This window comes from Falsarthrobacter nasiphocae, from assembly GCF_031456275.1.
Classification (GTDB): domain Bacteria; phylum Actinomycetota; class Actinomycetes; order Actinomycetales; family Micrococcaceae; genus Falsarthrobacter; species Falsarthrobacter nasiphocae.
Window position 1 is genome coordinate 1,735,680 of the sequence record NZ_JAVDUI010000001.1, and the last position, 21,267, is coordinate 1,756,946.

The 21,267-nt window shown below is 69.1% G+C and carries 17 protein-coding genes, 1 tRNA gene and 1 riboswitch; of the genes, 15 read left to right on the plus strand and 3 right to left on the minus strand.

From position 1 onward, the window contains the following. Positions 1-20 precede the first annotated feature (20 nt). From J2S35_RS07845 to J2S35_RS07875, 7 genes are all read left to right on the plus strand, one after another. Positions 21-1,757 carry an ABC transporter ATP-binding protein gene (locus J2S35_RS07845; protein WP_309851885.1) on the plus strand — a complete coding sequence of 579 codons (1,737 nt, stop codon included), beginning with the start codon at positions 21-23 and terminating at the stop codon, positions 1,755-1,757. Continuing rightward, positions 1,754-3,811 (plus strand): ABC transporter ATP-binding protein, encoded by a 2,058-nt coding sequence (locus J2S35_RS07850; protein ID WP_380083987.1) that lies wholly within the window; start codon positions 1,754-1,756, stop codon positions 3,809-3,811. The genes J2S35_RS07845 and J2S35_RS07850 overlap by 4 nt, the downstream gene beginning before the upstream one ends. Before the next feature lie 171 nt (positions 3,812-3,982). Next, positions 3,983-4,102, plus strand: a riboswitch (SAM riboswitch). 35 nt (positions 4,103-4,137) lie between these two features. Further along, positions 4,138-5,346, plus strand: a complete 1,209-nt coding sequence (gene metX, locus J2S35_RS07855) for a homoserine O-acetyltransferase MetX (protein ID WP_309851888.1) — start codon at positions 4,138-4,140, stop codon at positions 5,344-5,346. 145 nt (positions 5,347-5,491) lie between these two features. Beyond that, positions 5,492-5,866: a DUF485 domain-containing protein gene (locus J2S35_RS07860; RefSeq protein ID WP_309851890.1), complete on the plus strand. Its 375-nt coding sequence runs from the start codon at positions 5,492-5,494 to the stop codon at positions 5,864-5,866. After that, positions 5,863-7,470, plus strand: coding sequence for a solute symporter family protein (locus tag J2S35_RS07865; RefSeq protein WP_309851893.1), 1,608 nt, complete (start codon positions 5,863-5,865; stop codon positions 7,468-7,470). The genes J2S35_RS07860 and J2S35_RS07865 overlap by 4 nt, the downstream gene beginning before the upstream one ends. A 209-nt stretch (positions 7,471-7,679) precedes the next feature. Next, positions 7,680-8,837 (plus strand): CE1758 family FMN-dependent luciferase-like monooxygenase, encoded by a 1,158-nt coding sequence (locus J2S35_RS07870; protein WP_309851895.1) that lies wholly within the window; start codon positions 7,680-7,682, stop codon positions 8,835-8,837. Positions 8,838-8,849: 12 nt separating this feature from the next. After that, positions 8,850-9,587, plus strand: coding sequence for a CE1759 family FMN reductase (locus J2S35_RS07875; RefSeq protein WP_309851898.1), 738 nt, complete (start codon positions 8,850-8,852; stop codon positions 9,585-9,587). Between the two features lie 73 nt (positions 9,588-9,660). Here J2S35_RS07875 and J2S35_RS07880 read toward each other — a convergent pair whose 3' ends face one another. Next, entirely contained in the window at positions 9,661-10,530 is an 870-nt protein-coding gene (locus tag J2S35_RS07880; protein WP_309851901.1) for an SGNH/GDSL hydrolase family protein, read from the minus strand. Between the two features lie 72 nt (positions 10,531-10,602). Here J2S35_RS07880 and J2S35_RS07885 point away from each other — a divergent pair, with 72 nt between their 5' ends. Continuing rightward, complete coding sequence (locus J2S35_RS07885; protein WP_309851904.1) at positions 10,603-11,229, plus strand: alpha/beta hydrolase; 627 nt, start codon at positions 10,603-10,605, stop codon at positions 11,227-11,229. Here J2S35_RS07885 and J2S35_RS07890 read toward each other — a convergent pair. After that, positions 11,207-11,512 (minus strand): RNA-binding S4 domain-containing protein, encoded by a 306-nt coding sequence (locus J2S35_RS07890; RefSeq protein WP_380083983.1) that lies wholly within the window; start codon positions 11,510-11,512, stop codon positions 11,207-11,209. The two genes, J2S35_RS07885 and J2S35_RS07890, sit on opposite strands and share 23 nt — an antisense overlap. Here J2S35_RS07890 and J2S35_RS07895 point away from each other — a divergent pair. The 6 genes from J2S35_RS07895 to dnaG all read left to right on the plus strand — a co-directional run bounded on the left by J2S35_RS07895 (position 11,511) and on the right by dnaG (position 19,259). Then, positions 11,511-12,428, plus strand: a complete 918-nt coding sequence (locus tag J2S35_RS07895; protein ID WP_309851907.1) for a DMT family transporter — start codon at positions 11,511-11,513, stop codon at positions 12,426-12,428. The two genes, J2S35_RS07890 and J2S35_RS07895, sit on opposite strands and share 2 nt — an antisense overlap. A 64-nt stretch (positions 12,429-12,492) precedes the next feature. Next, entirely contained in the window at positions 12,493-13,875 is a 1,383-nt protein-coding gene (locus tag J2S35_RS07900) for a glycine--tRNA ligase (protein ID WP_309851909.1), read from the plus strand. A gap of 4 nt (positions 13,876-13,879) precedes the next feature. Beyond that, positions 13,880-14,860 (plus strand): GNAT family N-acetyltransferase, encoded by a 981-nt coding sequence (locus J2S35_RS07905; protein WP_309851912.1) that lies wholly within the window; start codon positions 13,880-13,882, stop codon positions 14,858-14,860. Continuing rightward, on the plus strand, positions 14,857-16,032 hold the full coding sequence (dusB, locus tag J2S35_RS07910; protein ID WP_309851914.1) for a tRNA dihydrouridine synthase DusB: 1,176 nt from the start codon (positions 14,857-14,859) through the stop codon (positions 16,030-16,032). The genes J2S35_RS07905 and dusB overlap by 4 nt, the downstream gene beginning before the upstream one ends. Further along, on the plus strand, positions 16,025-17,308 hold the full coding sequence (locus tag J2S35_RS07915) for a deoxyguanosinetriphosphate triphosphohydrolase (protein ID WP_380083979.1): 1,284 nt from the start codon (positions 16,025-16,027) through the stop codon (positions 17,306-17,308). Before dusB ends, J2S35_RS07915 begins: the two co-directional genes overlap by 8 nt. A gap of 100 nt (positions 17,309-17,408) precedes the next feature. Then, on the plus strand, positions 17,409-19,259 hold the full coding sequence (gene dnaG / locus J2S35_RS07920; RefSeq protein WP_309851917.1) for a DNA primase: 1,851 nt from the start codon (positions 17,409-17,411) through the stop codon (positions 19,257-19,259). A 45-nt stretch (positions 19,260-19,304) separates the two neighbouring features. Here dnaG and J2S35_RS07925 read toward each other — a convergent pair whose 3' ends face one another. Further along, positions 19,305-20,630 (minus strand): hypothetical protein, encoded by a 1,326-nt coding sequence (locus J2S35_RS07925; protein ID WP_309851918.1) that lies wholly within the window; start codon positions 20,628-20,630, stop codon positions 19,305-19,307. A gap of 302 nt (positions 20,631-20,932) precedes the next feature. Here J2S35_RS07925 and J2S35_RS07930 point away from each other — a divergent pair. Next, positions 20,933-21,005 (plus strand) — tRNA-Asn (locus J2S35_RS07930). Positions 21,006-21,267 lie beyond the last annotated feature (262 nt).

A 21,267-nucleotide genomic window follows, 5' to 3' on the forward strand; every position in this document is an offset into this window, starting at 1 on the left:
TCCCTGAAAGCCCCGCCTTCATGCTTTTGAAACTCTGGGCCCGCTACATGAAGCCGTACACCGGCCTCGTGATTGGCGTGGTCATTTTCCAGCTCCTCGCCACCTTGGCCACCCTGTATTTGCCGAGCCTCAACGCCCGCATCATCGACAAGGGCGTGGCGAACGGAGACACGGACTACATCTGGCGCACGGGCGGCCTCATGCTCGCTGTCGCCTTCGGTCAGGTGATCGCCGCGATCATCGCCGTCTATCTCGGGTCCAAGGCCGCCATGGGCCTCGGCCGGGACCTGCGCCGGAGCGTGTTCCGGCAGGTCTCCGCGTTCAGCGCCCGAGAAGTCAACGAGTTCGGCGCCGCCACCCTCATCACTCGCGGGACCAATGACGTCCAACAGGTTCAGATGGTGACCCTCATGGGACTGAACTTCATGGTCATGACCCCGATCATGTGCATCGGCGGCATCATCATGGCCCTGCGAGAGGACGTCTCCCTCTCCTGGCTTGTGTGGGTGTCCGTGGCGGTGCTCCTCGTGGTCGTCGGCAGCCTCGTCTGGATGCTCATGCCCCTCTTCCGCTCGATGCAGGAGAAGCTGGACGGCATCAACGGTGTGCTTCGGGAGCAGATCACGGGCATGCGCGTCGTGCGTGCGTTCACGCGCGAGCCTCACGAGACGGATCGCTTCGCCGACGCCAACCGGGCCATGACCGACGTGTCCCTGCGAGTGGGCAGCATCTTCGCCATCATGTTCCCGATCATCATGATGATCCTCCACCTGGCCACCGCCGCCGTCCTCTGGTTCGGCGGGCACCGGGTGGACGACGGAAACATGCAAGTCGGCGCGCTGACCGCTTTCCTTCAGTACCTCCTCCAGATCCTCATGGCCGTCATGATGGGCACGTTCATGGCCATGATGATTCCCCGCGCCTCGATCTCCGCGGACCGTATTGGCCACGTGCTCGACGTCGTCCCGTCCATGCGGGACACCGCGGCCTCGGGGCTCGCCGCCGAGCGGGCCACCGGCGTCGTCGACTTCAAGAACGTCTCGTTTGCCTACCCGGGCGCCGAGGCGCCGGTTCTGTCCAACCTGACCTTCACCGCGCGCCCCGGCAAGACGACCGCGATCATCGGGTCCACTGGCTCCGGAAAGACGACCCTGCTGTCCCTCATTCCCCGCCTGCACGATGCGGGGGAGGGCGAGGTGCTCGTTGACGGAGTGCCCGTGGCGGAGATCGGCCGGGACGACCTCAAGGAGATCGTCTCGATGGTGCCGCAGAAGCCGTACTTGTTCTCGGGAACGATCGCCTCGAACCTCCGCTTCGGCAAGCAGGACGCCACGGACGACGAGCTCTGGGAGGCGCTGGCCATTGCGCAGGGGCGCGACTTCGTCGAGGCGAAGAGCAAGGGCCTCGACGAGCCCATCTCTCAGGGCGGAACGAACGTCTCCGGCGGGCAGAGGCAGCGCCTGTGCATCGCCCGGACCCTCGTCATGAAGCCCAAGGTGTACCTGTTCGACGACTCGTTCTCGGCCCTGGATGTGGCCACTGACGCGCGCCTGCGGGCGGCCCTGGAGGAGCCGACGCGAGATGCGACGGTCATCATCGTGGCCCAGCGCGTCTCCTCGATCCGCGGCGCCGACCAAATCCTCGTCCTCGACAAGGGCGAGATCGTCGACAGGGGAACGCATGAGAGCCTCCTGAAGAGCAGCACGACGTATCAGGAGATCGTCGAATCCCAGATGAGCGCGGAGGAGGCGGCATGAGCAGCAGGCGCATGAAGGCGAAGGAGGAGGCCGCCGCGCAGGAGCCTCTGGAGCTCGACGCGGCAGCCGCCGGGCCGGATGAGTTCGACGACTTCACGCCCGGCGAGATGGACGGCGACATGTTCGGGGGCTCGTCCGGCAAGAAGGCCAAGGACTTCTGGCCGAGCGCCAAGAAGCTCTTCAGCCTGCTGGCAGTGCAGCGTGTGGGCATGCTCGTCGTGACCCTCATGGTGGTCGCGGCCTCGATGCTCAACGTCATCGCGCCGAGGATCCTCGGCCACGCAATGGACGTGATCTTCGGCGGCGTGGTCGGCAAGCAGATGGCGGGCAGCGTCCCCGAGGGGGCCACGCGGGAGCAGGTCATCGACGGCGTGCGCGCGAGCGGCGACTCCAAGATGGCCGACATGCTCGCCGGCATGGACTTCACGCCGGGGCAGGGCATCGACTTCGACAAGCTCCTGCGGCTCATCCTCACAGTGCTGGCCATGTATCTCGGCGCGTCCGTGCTTTTGTGGCTCCAGGCCTACCTCCTCAACCGGATGGTCATGAAGGCCGTCTACGGTCTGCGCGAGCGGGTCGAGGCGAAGATCAACGCTCTTCCCCTCGGGTACTTCGACACGCGTCAGCGCGGCGACGTGCTCTCCCGCGTGACGAACGACGTGGACAACATCCAGCAAGCGCTCCAGCAGGCCTTCTCGCAGCTGCTGTCGTCGATCATCCAGGTCGTCGGCATCATCGTCATGATGTTCATCGTGTCGTGGCAACTGGCTCTCGTGGCCCTCATCGCGCTGCCGCTCTCCGGCGTCGCGGCGGGTGTGATCGGCTCCCGCAGCCAGGCGAAGTTCAAGGAGCAGTGGAAGAACACGGGCGCCCTCAACGGGCAGATCGAGGAGTCCTTCTCAGGCCACGACCTTGTCAAGGTGTTCGGCCGCGAGGAGGAGATGATCTCCCGCTTCGACGAGCGCAACGAGGAGCTCTACCGGGCGTCCTTCGGGGCGCAGTTCATCTCCGGCATGATCATGCCGGTCATGCAGTTCGTGTCCTATCTGAGCTACGTCGGCATTGCGGTGCTCGGCGGGCTCCGCGTGGCCTCCGGCCAGATGACGCTCGGCGACGCGACCGCGTTCATCCAGTACTCGCGCGAGTACACGCAGCCGCTGGGGCAGATCGCCGGCATGGCGAACATGCTCCAGTCCGGCGTGGCCTCCGCGGAGCGGACGTTCGAGTTCCTCGAGGCCGACGAGGAGGCGTCCGAGGGTGAGAGCTCGGTCCTTCCGGCGCGAGTCGAGGGCCGTGTCGAGTTCAACCACGTCGGCTTCTCCTACGTGGAGGACAAGCCGCTCATCCGCGACCTCACGTTCACCGCCGAGCCTGGCCAGACCGTGGCCATCGTGGGACCGACGGGCGCGGGCAAGACGACGCTCGTCAACCTCCTCATGCGGTTCTATGAGATCAAGACCGGCTCGATCCGCCTGGACGGCGTGGACGTGCGGGACCTCTCCCGCACCGAGCTCCGCTCCAAGGTGGGCATGGTCCTCCAGGACGCGTGGCTTTTCGGGGGCACCATCCGGGAGAACATCCGGTACGGACGCCTGGACGCGACGGACGAGGAGGTTGTCGAGGCGGCCCGCGCCACCTACGTGGACCGGTTCGTCCGGGCCCTGCCGGACGGGTATGACACGGTGATCGACGACGAGGGCACCAACGTGTCCGCCGGTGAGCGGCAGCTCATCACCATTGCCCGCGCGTTCATTGCCCAGCCCTCGCTGCTGGTCCTGGACGAGGCGACGAGCTCCGTTGACACCCGGACCGAGCTCCTTGTGCAGAAGGCCATGGCGGCCCTGCGCACGGACCGGACGAGCTTCGTCATCGCCCACCGCCTGTCCACCATTCGGGACGCGAGCATCATTCTCGTCATGGAGGACGGCGACATCGTCGAGCAGGGCACGCACGCGGAGCTCATCGCCCGCGAAGGGGCGTACTACCGCCTCTACATGTCCCAGTTCACGCAGGGAGTGGACCTCGAGGCCGAGGAGGCCGCCGCCAAGGCATAGCCCTCAGGAGCCTGCCACGGGGCCGCCCGCGCGTCGCGCGCGGGCGGCCCCGTCTCATGTGGTGCGAGCCGCTGGACACTCGGGGGCGCTGCACGGGGCGGGCCTGGGACCCGTGCAGCGCGCGCAGGGCGTTGCGAGGGGGCGGGGCTTCGGTCCACAATGGACGGGTTAGGTCACGAGTACCAGCTGACAAGCCCCGGCTAGCTGGTCGGCAACCCTCCCACCGCGGCGGGGTGCCCCGGGTGAGGACCTGGTCCGCAGCCACAACCGGCGCGCGGGCAAGCGCGGCCGCCTCGAGTGCGGCCTGGGATCTTGGAAGGCCGCCGATGACCTTGTCTCAGCACACCCCGTCACCCGCCCGCACCCAGTCACCCGCTCACGCGCCCTCGACCCCCTCTGGCGCCGCTTCCTCGCAGGCACTGCGCCCGGACGGGGCGGCGAGCCCGGGCGGCCCGGACCGCGACGGCGGGGCACCCACGGCCGCAGGCGTCACCGTCGTCGGCCCCCTTGACCTCGAGTCAGGCGAGAGGCTCGAGGACGTGAGCCTCGCGTGGGAGTCCTGGGGGACGCTGGACGCGCGGGGGCAGAACGCGGTGCTGGTCCTGCACGCGCTCACGGGGGACGCCCACGCGCACGGGGCAGGGGCGGATCCGGGATGGTGGGACGCGCTGATCGGGCCGGGGCGGGCCGTGGACACCACGCGCTTCTTCGTGGTCGCCGTCAACGTGCTCGGCGGGTGCGCGGGATCGACGGGGCCGACCTCGCTCAACCCCAGGACGGGGCGGCCGTACGCGGGGGCCTTTCCCGCGGTGACGCTACGGGACGGGGTCAGGGCGGAGCGGCTGCTCATGGAGCGTCTCGGGGTGGCCCGGTGGGCGGCGGTTCTGGGCGGCTCGCTGGGCGGGGCTCGGGCGCTCGAGTGGGCCGTGACGTTCCCCGGCCTCGTGGACGCCTGCGCCGTCATCGCCTCAACGGCGGCGTCCTCCGCTGAGCAGATCGGGCTCGGCGCCGTCCAGTGCGACGTCATCCGGGCGGATCCCGACTTCCGGGGCGGCTTCTACTCGCGGGAGCGGCCCCCCGTGCAGGGCCTGAGCCTCGCGCGGCAGATCGCCCACGTCTCCTACCGCTCCGAGGCTGAGCTTGAGGCGCGGTTCTCCCGGTGCCCGCAGGAGGGGGACGGGGCGGAGGGGTTCGCCATCGAGTCGTACCTGCGTCACCAGGGGGCCAAGCTCTCCCGGCGCTTCGATGCGAACAGTTACCTGCGCCTCACGCAGGCGCTCATGGGGCACGACGTCGGGCGGGGACGGGGCGGGGTCAAGGCTGCGCTCGCGCGGGCTGCCGGGGTGAGGTTCCTCGTGGCGAGCGTGGACACGGACCGGCTCTACCTGCCGGCGCAGTCGGAGCGGCTAGCGCGTGCTCTGGGGGCGCCCCATGTGAGCATCTCGGCCCCGAACGGGCACGACGCATTTCTCACGCACGCGGCTCTCCTCGAGGGCCCTGTCCGGGGGCTCCTCGGCACCGACTCGGCAATGTGATCCGACACATATGTGACTGTGATCTAGGTCTCTGTTAATCTCGATCCAACTCGCGGGAACGCCCGTCGAGAGGACAATGGGGCCCGCCCTCACGCCGAGCGAGAGACGACGGCGGCCCACTGAGTGTGAAGGTAGGGCCGCGGCCATGCATCAGCCACGCGCAGACGAACGGAGGCTGGACTCCTACGAGGCGGTCCAGGACTCCGCACCGTTCCGAGAGCTCAAGAGCCGCCACCGGCGATTCGTCTTCCCCCTGGCGATCGCCTTTCTCGTCTGGTATTTCGCCTATGTCATTCTGGCGGCCTACGCGCACTCCTTCATGTCCATCAAGGTCATGGGCAACATCAACATCGGCCTGGTGTTCGGTCTTCTCCAGTTTGTGAGCACGTTTGTCATCACCGCGATGTACGTGCGCTTCGCGAACCGAACCATGGACCCGCTGGGCGAGGAGATCAGGGCCGACTACGCCGACGCCACGGGCCCCGCCCTCGGCTCCGCTGACAAGGAGGACCGCGCATGATTGCCGCGCCGACCATCGCCGCCGCCGTCGGGGACCCCGTCCTCAACATCTCGATTTTCGCGGCCTTCATCATCGTGACGATGATCATCGTCATCCGATCCTCGCGCGCCAACACCACGAGCGCGGACTACCTCGCGGGCGGGCACTCGTTCTCCGGCTCGCAGAATGGCCTCGCCATTGCCGGCGACTACCTCTCAGCGGCGTCGTTCCTCGGGATCGTCGGCGCTATCGCCGTCCAGGGGTACGACGGATTCCTCTACTCCATCGGATTCCTCGTGGCCTGGCTGGTGGCCCTCCTCCTCGTGGCGGAGCTCCTGCGCAACACGGGACGCTTCACGATGGCGGACGTGCTGAGCTTCCGGCTCCGTCAGCGCCCCGTGCGCATCGTCGCCGCCCTGACGACGCTCGCCGTCTGCTTCTTCTACCTCCTCGCACAGATGGCCGGCGCCGGCGGCCTTGTCTCCCTGCTCCTCGGGGTGGACTCCAAGACGGGCCAGTCGCTCGTCATCGCGGTGGTCGGCGTCCTCATGATCGCGTACGTCCTCATCGGCGGCATGAAGGGCACCACGTGGGTGCAGATCATCAAGGCCGTCCTCCTCATCCTCGGCGCGGGCATCATGAGCGTCTGGGTGCTCGCCATGCACGGGTTCGACTTCTCGAGCCTCCTCGGCCACGCCGTGGAGACCACCGGGAAGCCGGAGCTGCTCGAGCCCGGCCTCAAGTACGGCAAGAACGACATCACCCGCCTCGACTTCGTCTCGCTGTCCCTGGCCCTCGTGCTGGGCACTGCCGGGCTGCCGCATGTGCTGATGCGCTTCTACACCGTGCCGACGGCGAAGGAGGCCCGGCGGTCCGTCGTCGTCGCCATCATTCTCATTGGCCTCTTCTACCTGTTCACGCTGGTGCTGGGCTACGGCGCGGCCGCGCTCGTGGGCCAGGAAGCCATCGCCAAGGCGCCGGGCGGCGTCAACTCGGCGGCGCCGCTCCTCGCCTTCTCTCTCGGCGGCACAGTCCTCATGGGGCTCATCTCAGCGGTGGCCTTCGCCACGATCCTCGCCGTCGTGGCCGGCCTGACCCTCACGGCGGCCGCCTCGTTCTCCCACGACATCTATGCGAATGTCCTCAAGAAGGGGCAGAGCGATCCTCAGGCCGAGGTCAAGGTGGCCCGACGGACGGTCGTTGTCATCGGCATTCTCGCCATCGTGGGAGGCATCGGGGCGCAGGGACAGAACATCGCGTTCCTCGTGGCGCTCGCATTCGCCGTCGCCGCCTCCGCGAACCTCCCGACGATCCTCTACTCCCTCTTCTGGAAGGGGTTCACGACGCGCGGGGCGATCTGGTCCATGCTGGGCGGCCTCATCGGCTCCCTCGTGCTCATCGCCCTCTCACCCGTCGTGAGCGGGGGGCCCACATCCATGATCCCGGACGCGGACTTCGCGGTGTTCCCGCTGTCCAACCCCGGCATCGTGTCCGTCCCGCTCGCCTTCCTGCTCGGATGGATCGGCTCGGTCACCGACCGCGTCGGGGAGTCGCCCGCCAAGTATGCCGAGATGGATGTTCGGAGCCTGACCGGCATTGGGGCGGCCAAGGCTGTCGACCACTAGGCACGGCGACGCTGCGAACACCGACGGGGCTCGGGCCAGACGGCTCGGGCCCCGTCGGTGCTCCGCCCACCCGTCCCAGAGGGCGCGCCTCCAAGCGCTCGACGTGGAATATCCGGCGCGCCGGGGCAGTTGACAGGCGAGAGCGAATGACGGACGGCGCAGCGAAGACGGCGCCGCCTCAGATCCCCTTCGAACGTTTGGAAGAGAATATGCAGTTTGGACTTTTCACCGTCGGTGACGTCACCACGGACCCGGTCAGCGGCCGCACCCCCACCGAGCACGAGCGCATCAAGAACACGGTGGAGATGGCCAAGCTCGCCGACGAGGTCGGCCTCGACGTGTTCGCCACGGGGCAGCACCACAACCCGCCGTTCATCGCCCCGGCCAACCCGGCGATCTTCATGGCGCACCTGGCCAGCCAGACGAAGAACATCATCCTTTCGACGTCCACGACGCTCATCACGACGACCGACCCCGTCCGCATCGCCGAGGACTACGCCTACGCGCAGCATCTCGCCGACGGCCGCGTGGACCTCATGCTCGGCCGCGGCAACACGGGCCCCGTCTACCCGTGGTTCGGCAAGGACATCCGCGAGGGCATCCCGCTCGCGATCGAGAACTACGCGCTCCTGCACAAGCTGTGGCGTGAGGAGAACGTCTCTTGGGACGGCAAGTTCCGCACCCCGCTCCAGGGGTTCACGTCGACGCCCCGGCCGCTCGACGGCGTGCCGCCCTTCGTCTGGCACGGGTCCATCCGCAGCCCCGAGATCGCCGAGCAGGCCGCCTACTACGGCGACGGCTTTTTCCACAACCACATCTTCTGGCCGCCCCAGCACGCCAAGCAGATGGTGGACTTCTACCGCCAGCGCTTCGAGCACTACGGCCACGGCCGCGCGCAGGACGCCATCGTCGGCATCGGAGGCCAGACCTACATGGAGTCCTCCTCGAGCGCGGCGCGCGAGCATTTCCGCCCCTACTTCAACAACGCACCCGTCTACGGAGGCTCCGGGACCCTGGAGCAGTTCACGGAGCAGACGCCGCTCACGGTGGGCACCCCGGAGGAAGTCATCGAGCGCACGCTCGGTTTCCGGGACTACATCGGCGACTACCAGCGCCAGCTGTTCCTCGTCGACCACGCAGGCCTGCCGCACGCGGACGTCATGAAGCAGATCGAGCTCCTCGGCACGGTCGTCGTCCCCGAGCTGCGCAAGGAGATGGGGACCCGGCGTGCGCCCGGCGTACCGGACGCGCCCTCGCATGCGTCCCTCGTCGCGGCCCGCGCCGCTGCAGGAGACGGGGCGCCGGAGCCGGGGCCCCGTGCCCCGCAGGCGGACGACGTCACCGGCACGCGCGCCGAAGAGCGCTGAGAGGAGAGCACCATGAGCACCCCCAGGTACAGCCTCGTCGTCGTCAGCGGCGGCCTGAGCGAGGAGTCGGCGACGCACCGCCTCGGCGATGCGCTCGCGGCAGCCGTCGTCGAGCGCGGGAAGGAGGCGGGGGTGGTGGTGACGCCACGGCGCATCGCCATCCGCGACCTCGCGCAGGAGATCGCCTCCGCGTCCATCACGGGCTTCGCCGCAGGCGAGCTCGCTGAGGCCTATGACGCGGTGGCGGACGCGGATGCGGTCATCGCCGTCTCACCGACGTACAAGGCGAGCTTCACGGGCCTGTTCAAGGCCTTCTGGGATGTGACCCCGGACGGCATCATGTCTGGCGTGCCAGTGATCCTCGGCGCCACGGGAGGGTCACCGCGACACTCCCTCATGACGGACACGGCCCTGCGCACCCTCTTCGCCTACATGAAGGCCTGCGTTGCCCCGACCGGCATCTATGTCGCGGCGGAGGACTGGGGCCAGCGCAGCCTCGAGGCGCGCATCGGCGAGGCCGCGGACGAGCTCGTCCGCGCCCTGGGCTTCTCGACCCCGCCAGCCCCGCCGGCCCGGGACGCGGGCGAGCCAGGGGAGTCCGAGGACGCGGGCCAGGCCCCGACGGTGGGCCGGGCCAACCTGGAGGAACTGCAGCGCCCGAACGCGCGCCGCACGCTGGCGGGCACCCGCAGCCGAGCTCGGGACCCGTTCACGGACGTCCCGACCATGGAGGACATGCTCAAGCGTTAGTCGGCATCGAAGCGTGAGGCGGCACCGAGCCGCAGGCGCGTGAGGAGCCTCGCCGGCGAGTGGCCCACCCGGGCTACTCGCCGGCGATCTCCGATTCGTGGGACCCGAGAGGCATGGACTCGCCGTAGAGGGGCACGGCGTGCGGCCGCTTCGGCAGGATGCCGTCTCCCGAGGACTGGTTTCGCAGCCGCCGGACCACCCACGGGACGAGGTGCTGCCTCGCCCACCGCAGGTCGTCCACGCGCGCCTCGCGCCACGCCCGGACCGGCTCGGCCTCGACGGTCTCGGGGGAGAGGTCGTGCGGGACCTGGAGCGCGTCGAGCGCCATGCCCGCGATCGTCTGGTGCCCCAGCGGGGAGAAGTGGAGCCGGTCGGCGTGCCACATGGGCTTCGCCTTGAGCTCGTGCAGGTTCCACATGTCCGCCACCACCGCGTCGTGACGCGCGGCAATGCCGCGGATGTGCTCGTTGTAGATGGCCACGCGCCCGCGGACGCCGCCCAGGACGGGCGTGCTTCCCACGTCCGGCCCCGTGAACAGCAGGATTGTCGCACCCGAGGTTGCGAGGATGCTGACCAGCGCCTCGAGACGCGCCGCAATGACGTCCGGGTCGCCCCCGGGGCGGATGCAGTCGTTGCCGCCCGCACAGAGGCTGATGAGGTCCGGCTGCAGCTCGAGCGCGCGGGCCGTCTGCTCGTCCCGGATCTGGTCAAGCAGGCGCCCTCGGACGGCGAGGTTGGCGTACGAGAAGTCCTCCTGGGTGGAGGCGAGGACCTCCGCGACGCGGTCCGCCCAGCCACGGTGCCCGCCGTCCGGGAGGGGATCCCCGATGCCTTCCGTGAATGAGTCGCCCAGGGCCACGAATCTGTGCCACGGGTGGACGACCCCCTCTGCATCCGAGGGCGTGCCGGGCTGGGCGGGGCTGGTCTGAGGGTCTTGGGTCATGTGGTGAGCGTCCTTTCTCTCGGGGGCGCGGTGCGTGGTGGATTCCACGCTGTCTCCAGTACGTTTGAAGGCATGAATGGGGAACTCACATCACGCTACTCGCACGAGCCGAAGCGCGACGGGACCGAGGACCTCCTCGTCCTTCTGCACGGGTACGGCAGCCACGAGATGGACCTCCTGGGGCTCGCGCCCATGCTGCCGGACGGCCTTGTCTGCGTCGGGCTGCGCGCGCCGTTGCCCGCTGGCCCCGGGTTCGCGTGGTTCGCGCTCTCGAGCGACATCAGCTTCCGTCCGTCCGACGTCCTCGACGCGGGCGAGGCCGTGGCCCGCTGCATCAGCGCCGACCTCCGGCCCTCCGACTTCCGCAGCGTCAGCCTCCTCGGCTTCTCGCAGGGGATGGCGGTTGCGAGCGCGGCGGCGTCCCGCGTTGACGGGGATCTCGCCGCCGTCGTCGGGCTCTCCGGCTTCTGGGCGGAAGGGGACGACGACGCGGCTGCGCCGGTGTCAGGCCGCCCCGTCTTCTGGGGCCGCGGCAGCGCGGACCCGGTCATCCCGGCCCGGTATATCGAGCAGACGCGCCGCGTGCTCTCCGGCGCGCCCAATGTGACGGAGCGCGTCTACGAGGGCCTCGGGCACTCGGTGTGCGCCGAGGAGATGGAGGACGTCTCCGCGTTCCTCAGCGAGGCTCTCGCTCGATGACCGCCGCCTGGCCGTTGAGGCGCACCCAGTCGCCGGGCACGAGCTGGCGGCCCCGGCGCGTGTCGATCTCGCCGTTGACGGTCACGAGGCCCTCGCCGATGACGAGCTTGGCCTCGGAGCCGTCCTCGACGAGGTTGGCGAGCTTGAGGGCCTGGCCGAGCCGGATGCTCTCGTCGCGGATGGGCAGGGGCTCAGCGCCTCGCGGGGCCGGGGGACGGGGCGTGCCTGTGCCGGAGGCGGTGGGGGCTTCGCCCGAGGAGGGGCGCTCGCGGTTCTCAGTCATGCTCGTATTCTTCCTCATCGCCGTGGCGGCGGGGCTGACGATGCCCGTCCAGTCCCGGGCCAACGGGGCGCTGGGGCAGTACCTCAAGGACCCGATCGCCGCCGCGACGGTCAGCTTCGGCTCCGGGCTGCTTCTCCTCGTCCTCGTCCTCATCCTTGTCCCTGGCCCCCGGGCGGCGGCGCGGTCCATTGTGCCGGTCCTGCGCAACCGGACGATTCCGCGCTACTACGTCCTCGCCGGGCTGATCGGCGCCTTTGTCGTCGTCGCCCAGTCCGCCTCGGTCCCGTTCATCGGGATCGCCCTCTTCACCGTGGGGGTCGTCGGGGCGCAGTCCGTCTCGGGCCTCCTCGTGGACCACTGGGGGCTGGCGCCGGGCGGACGGCGGCGGATCACCCCCGCGCGCGTCATCGGCGTCGTCCTCATGATTGCCGCCGTGGCGCTGTCCGTCTCCGGGCGCCTGAACGCGGGCCCGGGCGTGGCGTGGTGGATGGCGCTGCCGCTCGCCGCGGGCTTCCTCATGAGCTTCCAGCAGGCCGCCAACGGCCACTCCGCGCGGGCCTACGGCTCCCCGCTCGCGGCCACGGCTGTGAACTTCCTCGCAGGCTTCCTCGGGCTCACGGCGCTGTGGGCGCTCTTGCACCTGGGCCAGGGCTTCCCCCGGCTGGGAGGGGAGTGGTGGATGTATCTCGGCGGCCTGTGCGGCTGCGTGTTCATCGCCGTCAACGCGTGGCTCCTCAGGCATCTCGGCGTCCTCGCGACCGTCATCGGGACGGTCGCCGGCCAGCTGCTCGGCTCGCTTGTCCTCGACCTCGTCCTGCCCGCGCCCGGGAGCCGGGTCGGCCCCGAGACGGTCGCGGGCCTGCTTCTCACGTTCGCCGCCATGGGCATCATGAACATCCGCGCCCGGAACCGTTAGTCTTAAGTCTTCAAGGATCCCCGTCCTGCACCCACCAGATCCCCGCCGTCGAAAGGCCTGAACCGTGGCTGAAAAGTCTGCCCTCGAGTCCGTCATCTCCTTGGCCAAGCGCCGGGGCTTCGTCTTCCAGGCGGGCGAGATCTACGGCGGCTCCCGCTCCGCATGGGACTATGGACCACTCGGCGTGGAGCTCAAGGAGAACATCAAGCGCCAGTGGTGGCAGACCTTCGTGCGCTCTCGCGCAGACATGGTCGGCCTGGACTCGAGCGTCATCATCCCGACACCGGTCTGGCACGCGTCGGGGCACGTTGCGACCTTCACGGACCCGCTCGTCGAGTGCCTCTCGTGCCACCGCCGCCTCCGGCAGGACCACCTCATCGAGGCGTACGAGGAGAAGAAGGGCCGCGCCCCGGAGAACGGCATGGCGGACATCGCCTGCCCCAACTGCGGAACCAAGGGCCAGTGGACCGAGCCCCAGAACTTCTCGGGCCTCATGAAGACGTTCCTCGGCCCGGTCGACAACGAGGAGGGGCTGCACTACATGCGCCCCGAGACCGCGCAGGGCATCTTCGTCAACTTCAACAACGTCGTCACGGCGGCCCGCAAGAAGCCGCCGTTCGGCATCGGCCAGATCGGCAAGGCGTTCCGCAACGAGATCACGCCCGGCAACTTCATCTTCCGCACGCGCGAGTTCGAGCAGATGGAGATCGAGTACTTCACCGCCCCGGACGAGGCGGACGAGCACTTCAAGCGCTGGGTCGAGGACTGCTACAATTGGTTTGTCGACCTCGGCATCTCGGAGGAGAACCTCCGCAAGCTCGACGTCCCCGAGGCGGACCGCGCACACTACTCCGCCGGCACGATCGACCTCGAGTACAAGTTCGGATTCCAGGGCGGCGCGTGGGGCGAGCTCATGGGCGTGGCCAACCGCACCGACTTCGACCTGACGAACCACTCCGAGGCCTCCGGCCAGAAGCTCCAGTACTTCGACCAGACCACGGGCGAGCGGTACACCCCGTACGTCATCGAGCCCTCCTTCGGCCTGACGCGCGCCATGATGGCGTTCCTCATCGAGGCCTACCACGAGGACGAGGCCCCCAACACGAAGGGCGGCGTCGACGTGCGCACCGTGCTGCGCCTCGATCCGCGACTGGCACCGGTCAAGGCCGCCGTGCTGCCGCTGTCCAAGAAGGCCGAGCTCGTCGAGCCCTCGCAGAAGCTCGCCGCGGAGCTGCGCCGCCAGTGGAACATCGACGTCGACGACTCCGGGGCAATCGGACGCCGCTACCGCCGCCAGGACGAGATCGGCACGCCGTTCTGCATCACCGTGGACTTCGACACCCTCGAGGACCAGGCCGTGACCATCCGCGAGCGCGACTCGATGCAGCAGGAGCGCGTGGCCCTCGACAAGGTCCGCGGATACCTCGCAGAACGCCTCCTGGGCTGATTCGATGACCGTCACGTACCGCGAGTGGAAAGACGGGGACGACCTCGCCCTCCTGGAGCTGTGGCCGGACGCCGGGGATCACCAGTCTCTCGTTGACCGTGCCCTCCTCCAGGGGCGCTCGGACGCACCCTTTGCCCGCGGCATCGTGGCGGAAGACGAGGGCATCCCCGTCGCAGCCGGGTCGGTCGCCGTGTCCCCGCTGCACCCGGAGCGAGCCTGGATCTACGTGGAGGTGGCGCCCCAGGTGCGCCGCCAGGGGATCGGGGCTGAGCTCGCCCGTCGGCTTGCCGCCGAGCTGAGCTCCGCCGCGTCGTCGGGCGCATCCCCAACCGCCCAGCTGAAGGCGAGGTGGGCCAGCGCGGGGAACCCGGGCGCCGAGCGCCTGGCCGCGAGGCTCGGGCTCGAGACCATCCAGGTCTCCCGGCAGGTGGAAGTGGCGCCCAAGGCCGTCCCGTTCCCTGACTTCGAGGACGCCTCGGCGGGGACGCGGCACGTCACGGACATCGCCACCGGCTCCGTGGAGCTCACGCTCGCCGCGCAGCGCTTCTACGACGCCGTCCACGCCTCGTGGGACCCCGCTGTGACGACGCCCGGGCAGATCGCCCGCATGCTCCTGTCCCCGCAGGCAGGGGCCCACGGTGCCCTCGTGGTCCGCTCGGGGTCGCCGCTGCCCGAGGACGCCCCGGAGGGGGCCCGTGCGGGGGCCATCCGGGCCTTCGCCATCAGCTACGCCCAGGAGCGCGCCGAGCCCGGGGACGAGGCCGCTGACGTGCTCATCGGGTGGGACCCCGAGACGGACGAGGACACGCAGATCCGCGCCATCGCTGACCTGCTCGGCGTCATGGCGGCGGAGCGGCCGGTGAGCGTCGAGGTGGACAGCTCCATGGCACCGCTCGTGCGCGTCCTCGCGGCACTGGAGAAGGACGGGACGGCCCGCGTCACGTCGTCGACGACCATCGCGGCCACGCGAGGAGAGGGCGCATGAGCCTCGAGACCCACCCGGCCAAGCTGGACCTGCCGCCGCTCAACCTCGGCCGGCACACCATCGAGACGCCCGTGATCCTCGCGCCCATGGCCGGCATCACCAATCGCGCCTACCGGCGCCTGTGCCGGGAGAACGGCGGCGGCCTCTTCGTGACGGAGATGGTCACCTCCCGCGCCCTCGTGGAGCGCTCGCCCGAGTCTCTGCGCATCATTGAGCACGACGACGACGAGCCGATCCGCTCCGTCCAGCTCTACGGCGTGGACCCGGTCACGGTGGGCGCCGCCGTGCGCCTCCTCGTCGAGGAGGACCGCGCGGACCACATCGACCTCAACTTCGGCTGCCCCGTGCCCAAGGTGACCCGCAAGGGCGGCGGCGCGGCGTTGCCGTGGAAGAAGGACCTGTTCAAGGCGATCGTCGAGACCGCCGTGCGGGAGGCCTCCAAGGGGGACGTGCCGCTGACCGTGAAGATGCGCAAGGGCATCGATGCGGATCACTTGACATTCCTCGACGCGGGGCGGATCGCGCGGGACGCCGGCGTCGCCGCGGTGGCCCTGCACGGGCGCACTGCCAACCAGTTCTACTCGGGCCACGCTGACTGGGACGCCATCGCCGAGCTGCGCGAGGCCCTGCCGGATGTGCCCGTGCTTGGCAACGGCGACATCTGGTCCGCGGAGGACGCCGTGGCCATGGTGAACCGGACGGGCGTGGACGGCGTCGTCATTGGCCGAGGCTGCCAGGGGCGCCCCTGGCTGTTCGCTGACCTCCAGGCGGCCTTCGAGGGCTCCGACGAGCGGAAGACGCCCGCGCTGGGCGAGGTGGCTGCGGCCGTCTACCGGCACGGGGAGCTGCTCGTCGAGACGTTCGGCGGGGACGAGATCGTGGCCATGCGGGACATTCGCAAGCACATGGCGTGGTACTTCAAGGGGTACGTCGTCGGGTCCGACATCCGCACGCGCCTCGCCACAGTGCCCACCCTCGAGGAGCTGGGGCGAATCCTCGGCGAGCTGGACCCGGAGTCGCCCTACCCGGGGCAGGACGCCGAGGGGCCGCGAGGCCGCGCCGGTCGCCCCAAGCGGACGGCCCTGCCGGACGGATGGCTGGACTCTCAGGAGCTCACGGGCGTGGGCGCAGAGATGATCAAGGCCGCGGAGGTGGACGTCTCCGGTGGCTGAGCTGTTCTGGCACGCTGACCACTACTCGCCGCGGGACAAAGAGCGCTGGCGGCCCGAGCCGCCGAAGAGCGCCTACCGGACGGACTTCGAGCGGGACAGGGCGCGGGTGCTCCACTCGTCCGCCTTGAGGCGGCTGGGCGCCAAGACCCAGGTCCTTGCACCCGTGACGGACGACTTCATCCGCACCCGGCTGACGCACTCCCTCGAGGTCGCGCAGGTCGGTCGCGAGCTCGGCCGCGTGCTCGGCTGCGACCCGGACATCGTCGACGCGGCCTGCCTCTCCCACGACCTCGGCCACCCGCCTTTTGGGCACAACGGGGAGAAGGCGCTCCACGAGGCGGCCGCAGGCATCGGCGGATTCGAGGGCAACGCGCAGACCCTCCGGATCCTCACGCGCCTGGAGCCCAAGGTTCTTCACGACGACGGTCGGCCCGCCGGGCTCAACCTCACGCGGGCGAGCCTCGACGCCGCCTGCAAGTACCCCTGGGCGGCGGCGGACGCGCCGCTCAAGCCCAATGGCCTCCGCTCCTCAAAGTTCGGCGCATACGATGACGACCTGCCTGTCTTCTCGTGGATCCGCCGTGGCGCACCCGAGGGGCGGGCGTGCATGGAGGCCCAGGTCATGGACCTCTCCGACGACATCTCCTACTCGGTTCACGACGTGGAGGACGCGATCGTCGGCGGCCACCTCCAGCTCAAGTGGGTGGAGAACGTGGACCAGCGGGCCCGCGTGATCGGCTACACCCGTGAGTGGTACCTGCCGGAGACGAGCCCCGCTGACGTCGATGCCGCTTTGGCCCGCCTCGAGATGACGCCCGGGTGGGTCCGGGAGTCCAGCGGTTCCCGAGCCGACATGGCGCGGATCAAGAACATGACGAGCGGGCTCATCGGCCGCTTCGCCTCCGCGGCATTCGAGGCCACCAGGGCCACGTATGACGCTGCGGCCCTGACCCGGTACGCGGGGTCCGTTGTGGTGCCGGAGGAGACCTGGCTTGAGATCGCCGTGCTCAAGGGCCTCGCGACCACGTTCGTCATGGAGAGCGACATGCGGCAGCCCCTCTACGCGCGTCAGCGGGAGATCCTGCTCGAACTCGTCGACGAGCTCAACCGCACTGGCGAGAAGTGGCTCGAGCCGATGTTCGCGGGGGACCTCGCCGAGGCGGCGGGGGACGCCGAGCGGCTGCGGATCGTCGTCGACCAGGTGGCCTCGCTGACCGACCGCAGCGCGCTGGACCTGTACGAGCGCATCTTCGGAGGGACGCCGAGCCTGCTCTAGCGGTCCCCGGTGGCTTGGTGCCGCGTTGCCGGGCATCGGCGCACTGTGGGCGGCATCCCACCCATCTGCAGGGCCCGAGCCCGGCCGCTAGAGTTGAACTATGGGTGGGCTCATTAAGCGGGATGTCATCGACGCGGTGCGGGATCGGGCCGACATCCGCAGCGTCGTCGAGACGTACGTGTCTCTGCGCTCAAGCGGCGTCGGGTCCTACAAAGGCCTCTGCCCCTTCCACGACGAGCGCACGCCGTCCTTTTACATCCGCACCTCCACCAATACGTATCACTGCTTCGGCTGCGGCGAGGGCGGGGACGTCATCTCGTTCCTCCAGAAGCAGGACCACACGACCTTCGCCGAGACCGTGGAGAAACTCGCCCAGATGACGGGGATCCCCGTTGAGTATGAGGACGGCGGCACCGGGGCCAAGCCCGAGGAGATCGGCCGACGCCGCCGCCTCCTCGACGCCCACAAGATCGCGGAGGAGTTCTTCGCTGAGAAGCTCAAGGACCCCGAGGCCGCCCCGGCCCGCGCATTCCTGGCGGGGAGGGGGTTCGACGGCCAGGCCGCCCGGGACTTCGGGTGCGGGTATGCCCCCCAGGGCTGGGATGCGCTGCTCAAGCACCTCACGAGCAAGGGCTTCACCCGGGAGGAGCTGCTCGAGGGCGGGCTTGTCTCCCAAGGCCAGCGGGGCGTGTACGACCGGTTCCGCGGCCGCCTCATCTGGCCCATTCGCGACCTCACTGGAGCCACGATTGGCTTCGGGGCCCGAAAGCTCTACGAGGACGATCAAGGCCCGAAATACCTGAACACGCCCGAGACGCCGCTCTACAAGAAATCGCAGGTCCTCTACGGCGTGGACACGGCTAAGAAGGCCATTTCGCAGCGTCGGGAGATCGTGGTCGTCGAGGGGTACACGGACGTCATGGCAGCCCGGCTGGCTGGCATTGAGACGGCCGTCGCCACATGCGGCACGGCTTTCGGCGCGGATCACATCAAGGTGGCGCGGCGCCTCATGCGCGACGACGGGCCTGGCGGCTCCGTCATCTTCACCTTCGACGGTGACGAGGCCGGTCAGAGGGCCGCACTTCGGGCCTTCGAGGAGGATCAGAAGTTCGTGGCCCAGACGTACGTCGTCGTTGAGCCGAACGGCATGGACCCGTGTGATGTGCGCCTGACCCGCGGGGATCAGGCCGTGCGGGATCTCATCGCCAGCAAGCGGCCGCTCTTCGAGTTTGCGATCCGGAGCCAGATTGCCCGCTTCGACGTGTCCACCGCCGAGGGGCGGGTCGGGGCGCTGCGGGCTGCCGCGGAGATCGTGTCCCAGATCCGGGACTCCACCCTGCGGCCGGAGTATGCGCGCCAGCTCTCCCAGTGGCTTGGGATGGACTTGGGCACCGTTGAACAAGCTGTGGGGTCTGCCGGGCGCTCCCGCGGTTCTGCGTCGCGGACCGCGTCGATGGCGGAACAGCCGGCGCGGCCCTCCGTGTCCCTTGACCTCCGAGACCCGGTCACCCGGCTCGAGCGGGACGTCATGGCCGTTGCGCTGCAGATGCCCCAGCTCTTGGACAAGCTGCGGTGGCCGCCGTTCACGCGGCTGCGCCTGCACACGCCCGCGCTGGCAGCAGTCCACGTCGGCATCCTCGCCGCAGCCCGGAACCAGGTTCCTCTGCCCCGCTGGGTTGCGGGAGTGGCCGAGCATGTGCCGGATGAGCTGCGCCCGATGGTGTACGAGCTCTCGGCCCTGCCCGTTCCTGCGAGAGATGAGGACAGCATGCTTCACTATGGCGCCGAGGTGCTGGGCCGCATCAGCGAGATGAACATCACGAGGCAGAAGGCCGATCTCGTGAGCGAGCTGTCCCGGCTGGATCCGGAGGCGGACAGGGAACGAGCCGGGCAGGTGTCCCGCGCCCTCCTCGACCTGGAGAAGCAGCGGCGGGCCCTGCGGCGCGACTGACCCCGTGGCCCGGACGAGCGTCGCGGCCCGGAAGAGCGTCGCGGTTCAGGCAGCGATGCGCGGTTTCGTAAACGGGAACGCGAGCAGCAGGGCGCCGGTCAGGGCGTAGGCCACGCAGCCGGCGATCCAGGCGCCGTGGTCCATGACCATCCGGTTGGCCTGAAGGAGGCCAGACACCGTGCAGACGGTCGAGGCCACGGCCGCGAGGGCGAACGCGGCCCAGGCCACCCGGCTCTGCGTCAAGAGAGCCAAGAGAAGTGAGGCGACGACGCAGGGCAGAAGGTAGCGCTCGTGGACGCGCGTCAGGAAGAACGTGCTGGCCCAGGTTGTGGCCGTGGCGCCCCAGATGCCGAGGACCCACGGGCGGTCCAGGGCGGGGGCGCGGCGGCGGGCCAGGGCGATGATCCCGATGAGGAGCGCGGCGGCCACGAACATGAGCATGCCCCACGTGCTCGCGGAGAGGTCCAGGAACAGCGGGCGCGTGTCCAAGACCCGCTCCTTTGGGTGCTGAAGGAACCCCCAGAAGTTGGGGCTGTTCATGGCCCGGAACGTGAACTTGTCTCCCGCGAACTTCACGAGGTCCAGGAAATACAGGGATCCGGGAGTCTTGATGAGGGAGACGTTGAACGGGGCCGAGACAGCCGCAACGAGAGCGAGGCCTGCGGCACCGCCGCCCGTCATGTTGATGAGGAACCTGACGACTGACCCGCGCCCGCCCTTGGGCGCTGTCTCATCCCGCCGGGGAGGGGGCACTCGGAAGAATTCGGCGGCGATGACCGGAAGGACGACGACGGCGAGCGGCGGCTTGATGAACACCGCGTACACCGACAGCGGCAGGAAGAGACCCCACACGCGCGGCCAACGCCAGGCACAGAACGCTGTGCCGGCCAGCAGGCAGATCGCCAGAGAGTCCCACTGGCCCCACAGGGAGCTTGTCAGGACCATGGGCGGCGCCAGGAGGACCAGGCTCAGACCGATGACGCCCGTGACCCGTCCGCGGACGGCCGAGAGGAAGACGTAGGCGAGGACCGCCATGACCAGGTCAGTGAAGGTCGGCAAGGCCTTGAGGAGCAGCGAGTACGCCGTGGACTCGAAGGACTTTCCGCCCATGCTCAGGAAGGACGACGCGAGGCCCCAGTGGATGATGAGGTCCGGCGGGAGATGATCGGGCTGGAACCTGCCCGGCAGGTACGCTGCCTCGAGCGGACGTTGCGTGAAGAGCTTGGCCCAGTTGACGAAGTAGCCCTTGTCCCCGGCATGACCGGGCATGAACATGAGGGGCAGACGAACGACAGCCGCCGCGAAGACGGCGACAGCGCCCCAGACGACGGCGGCGGCTGGCGCGGGCGGCTGAGGCGTCGTCGTGCTCACTGCCGAGGCGTCCTGGTGCAGGATGTCCGAGCGCCTACGACACGCACACGAGGGGGACGTTTCCACGGTCCGGTTGATCCTCTCCAGACAGGACGGCGCGGGCCCAGGCGCCAGCCTGTGAGGGCAGCGACGGGGGACATCCCACTCTGCGGGGCCCAAGGAGGAGCAGTGTGGGAGGAACAAAGTTAATTCATAGTAACACGCACGTTCGTGCTGGGTGGGTCCAGGTGGGCCCGTTCGCCTACCCAAGGGCGCGGAGTTGACATGCCGGGCGGCGGTGGGTAGACTCGTACCCGTTGCTTTCCCCCGTAGCTCAATTGGCAGAGCATTCGACTGTTAATCGAAGGGTTACTGGTTCGAGTCCAGTCGGGGGAGCTTACCGGAGGCCCCGTGATCGAGAAGATCACGGGGCTTCTTCGCGTTTCGCGGCGCAGTGGCTGGGGGTGGGGTTAGGGGTTAGCGGCCAAAAATGCGGGGTCATAGGCTAAAACGTGCGTAAGGCACGGGCTCCTTGCGGTCGCCGGGCTCATCCGCCCCGGGTTCAGCCGGGGAAGCGGTCATAGGGTCAGGGTCGGGCCCGTCCGGGGGATCGCTGTTCCTCCGGAGTGTGGCTATAGCGTCTTGAGTCGCAGGACTC

Excerpts from the sequence above, each read along its gene's own strand:
- dusB (WP_309851914.1), top strand. The coding sequence starts at position 14,857 with ATGAGCCTCGAGACCCACCCGGCCAAGCTGGACCTGCCGCCGCTCAAC.
- J2S35_RS07850 (WP_380083987.1), top strand. The coding sequence starts at position 1,754 with ATGAGCAGCAGGCGCATGAAGGCGAAGGAGGAGGCCGCCGCGCAGGAG.
- J2S35_RS07895 (WP_309851907.1), top strand. The coding sequence starts at position 11,511 with ATGCTCGTATTCTTCCTCATCGCCGTGGCGGCGGGGCTGACGATGCCC.
- J2S35_RS07845 (WP_309851885.1), top strand. The coding sequence starts at position 21 with ATGCTTTTGAAACTCTGGGCCCGCTACATGAAGCCGTACACCGGCCTC.
- J2S35_RS07880 (WP_309851901.1), bottom strand. The coding sequence starts at position 10,530 with ATGACCCAAGACCCTCAGACCAGCCCCGCCCAGCCCGGCACGCCCTCG.
- J2S35_RS07875 (WP_309851898.1), top strand. The coding sequence starts at position 8,850 with ATGAGCACCCCCAGGTACAGCCTCGTCGTCGTCAGCGGCGGCCTGAGC.
- J2S35_RS07870 (WP_309851895.1), top strand. The coding sequence starts at position 7,680 with ATGCAGTTTGGACTTTTCACCGTCGGTGACGTCACCACGGACCCGGTC.
- J2S35_RS07890 (WP_380083983.1), bottom strand. The coding sequence starts at position 11,512 with ATGACTGAGAACCGCGAGCGCCCCTCCTCGGGCGAAGCCCCCACCGCC.
- dnaG (WP_309851917.1), top strand. The coding sequence starts at position 17,409 with ATGGGTGGGCTCATTAAGCGGGATGTCATCGACGCGGTGCGGGATCGG.
- J2S35_RS07885 (WP_309851904.1), top strand. The coding sequence starts at position 10,603 with ATGAATGGGGAACTCACATCACGCTACTCGCACGAGCCGAAGCGCGAC.
- J2S35_RS07865 (WP_309851893.1), top strand. The coding sequence starts at position 5,863 with ATGATTGCCGCGCCGACCATCGCCGCCGCCGTCGGGGACCCCGTCCTC.
- J2S35_RS07860 (WP_309851890.1), top strand. The coding sequence starts at position 5,492 with ATGCATCAGCCACGCGCAGACGAACGGAGGCTGGACTCCTACGAGGCG.
- J2S35_RS07905 (WP_309851912.1), top strand. The coding sequence starts at position 13,880 with ATGACCGTCACGTACCGCGAGTGGAAAGACGGGGACGACCTCGCCCTC.
- metX (WP_309851888.1), top strand. The coding sequence starts at position 4,138 with ATGACCTTGTCTCAGCACACCCCGTCACCCGCCCGCACCCAGTCACCC.